This window comes from Xenorhabdus sp. NBAII XenSa04, from assembly GCF_963866145.1.
Lineage (GTDB): Bacteria > Pseudomonadota > Gammaproteobacteria > Enterobacterales > Enterobacteriaceae > Xenorhabdus > Xenorhabdus indica.
Map to the genome: position 1 here is coordinate 1 of NZ_CAWMEB010000170.1, position 2,646 is coordinate 2,646.

Consider the following 2,646-nt stretch of genomic DNA (forward strand, 5'->3'; position numbering starts at 1 on the left):
CCATGAGCATGCGTCACTGGTGCTGGCCCAGCAGTGTAGCGGTGTTGAACGTGGTACGCCGCTTTTTAGCGCCCTGCTCAATTACCGGCATATCAATTATCCGCACAATAGTCTTTCAACGCTGTCGGATGACACATTGGCAGGCATTGAATTTTTAGATGGCAAAGAACGCACCAATTACCCCTTTGGGCTGTCGGTGGAGGATTTTGGTGACGCGTTGGGATTGACGGCAAGTGTGGTGCCGCCGTTTGAGCCGGAGCGGATATGGGGCTATATGCAGCAGGCGCTGGAAAGTCTGGTGGAGGCGCTGGAGAACACACCAACTAAGCCCGTGCGGGCATTGGACATTCTGCCGCAAGCGGAGAAGACTTTATTGTTAGGCATCTGGAACGCGGCAGAAACCACTTATCCTGAAATATTGTGTATCCACCAACTGTTTGAACAGCAGGTGGCAAAAACCCCGCAGGTCATGGCACTGGAGTATCAGGGACAAACGCTCAATTACGCCGAATTAAATGCCTGGGCTAACCGGCTGGCATATCAGTTGATTGAGTCAGGGGTAGAGCCGGAGCAACGGGTCGCGATTTGTGTGGCACGCTCACCGGTCATGGTAGTGTCCTTCTTGGCCGTACTGAAAGCCGGTGGGGCCTATGTGCCACTCGACACAACCTATCCGGCAGAGCGGCTGGCGTATATCCTGAGTGACAGTGCGCCATCGGTGATATTAGCGGATAGGGCCGGGCAGTCTATTTTAGGTGACAAAGTGCTGGCTGAGTTGACCGTTCTTGACCCGACGGTGCCGCCGGATCAACCGGACAGTAACCCGCAGGTTTCGGTGTTAACGCCGCAGCATCTGGCCTATGTGATTTACACCTCCGGCTCTACCGGGCAGCCAAAAGGGGTGATGGTGGAACATCAGGCGATCTATCAACGCACGTTGGGCGTCAATGAATTGTATGGTGTGACGGCGCAGGATCGGGTGTTGCAGTTTGCGGCGTTTGCCTTTGATATCGCTGTCGAGGAGTGTTTCTCAGCATTATGTCATGGTGCCACGCTGGTGATCCGCGATGATAGCTGGCTGACATCCATGCTGGAATTTATTACCTTAGTCCGGGAAAAACGAATCACGGTACTGTTCCTGCCCACGTTATTCTGGTCTGAACTGGCGGGCAGAGATAAAGGATTACCGCTGCCTGACGTGCTCAGACTGATGATTATTGGTAGCGAGGCCGTCCAGAAAAAAGCCCTTCAGGACTGGTTTTCCCAGGCGGGTCACCGTCCCCGGTTATTAAATGCTTATGGTCCGACAGAAAATACCGTGACCGCCACCTGTCAAGAAATCTTCTCCCCCGACGATGACCGAGCTATCGGCCGGCCACTCAGCAATACCCGTATTTACTTGCTGGACAGCCACGGGCAACCAGTGCCATTAGGTGGTGTGGGAGAAATCTATATTGGTGGTGTAGGAGTGGCACGGGGGTATCTGAATCAGCTAATTTTAAGTGAAGAACGGTTTATTCCCGATCCCTTTAGCCCCGTACCGGAGGCGCGCATGTACCGCACCGGGGATATGGCGTGTTATCGGCCAGACGGCAATCTGGAATTCCTCGGCCGTAATGACCAGCAGGTAAAAATTCGCGGTTTCCGTATTGAACCGGGGGAAATTGAAACCCGCTTGCTGGAATACCCGGCGGTGCAGGAAGCAGTCGTGCTGGCACGGGATGACGGGCAGGGTAAACGGCTGGTAGCCTATATCGTGGCGGAAACGGGGATAGCAGAAGCCGATAAAACGCTGGTTAACAATCTGCGTACCCACCTAAGCGCGGTGTTACCGGATTATATGGTGCCGGCGGCTTTTGTGTGTCTGGACAGCTTCCCGCAGACTCCGAATGGCAAACTGGATCGCCGGGCTTTGCCTGCCCCGGACGGCGACGCCTTTGTCCGGCAGATTTATGCAGCCCCACAAGGGGAAATGGAAATTGCGTTGGCGGCGATTTGGCGGGAAGTCTTAGGGATTGAACAGATTAGCCGACATGATAATTTTATTGCATTGGGCGGCCATTCATTGCTGGTAATGCAGGTAATGAATCGAATAGCAGCTTTAGGGATAGAATTGCCACTGAGTGAACTGTTTAGCTCCCCGTCTTTGGCGGCTCTGGCTGAAAAACTTTATACCCGGTTTGAACAACAAAACACATTGCCCCCCATTCTGCCTCTCTCCCGCGAAGGGGGGCTACCACTGTCATTCGTTCAAGAGCGCTTGTGGTTCCTGACACAATTTAAAGGTGTCAGTGAACGCTATCATATGCCACTCGTGTGGCATTTGCGTGGGCAACTGGATATTGCAGCCTGGCAGCAGGCACTGAATGTGTTATTTGTTCGTCATGAAGCCTTGCGCTCGGTCTTTGTTTCTGTTGACGGTCAGCCTCAGGTCCACCTGCTGGCGGCAGACCGCGGACTGCCGTTGGTTCATCATGACCTGCGTGAGTGCCCGGATGCCGAAACAGCATTGGAACGATTGCGTATTGAGGAGGTATCTGCGCCATTTGATCTCAGCCAGGGCCCGCTTGTTCGAACGATGCTTATCCGGCTGGCGGATGACGACTATCAGTTTTTGCTGACACAGCACCATATTATTTCCGATGG

General features: G+C 53.6%; 1 protein-coding gene. It reads left to right on the top strand.

The features are described from left to right. Nucleotides 1-2,646 (top strand): non-ribosomal peptide synthetase (locus AAC147_RS07565; RefSeq protein ID WP_047686195.1); only part of this gene is annotated, 2,646 nt, incomplete at both ends.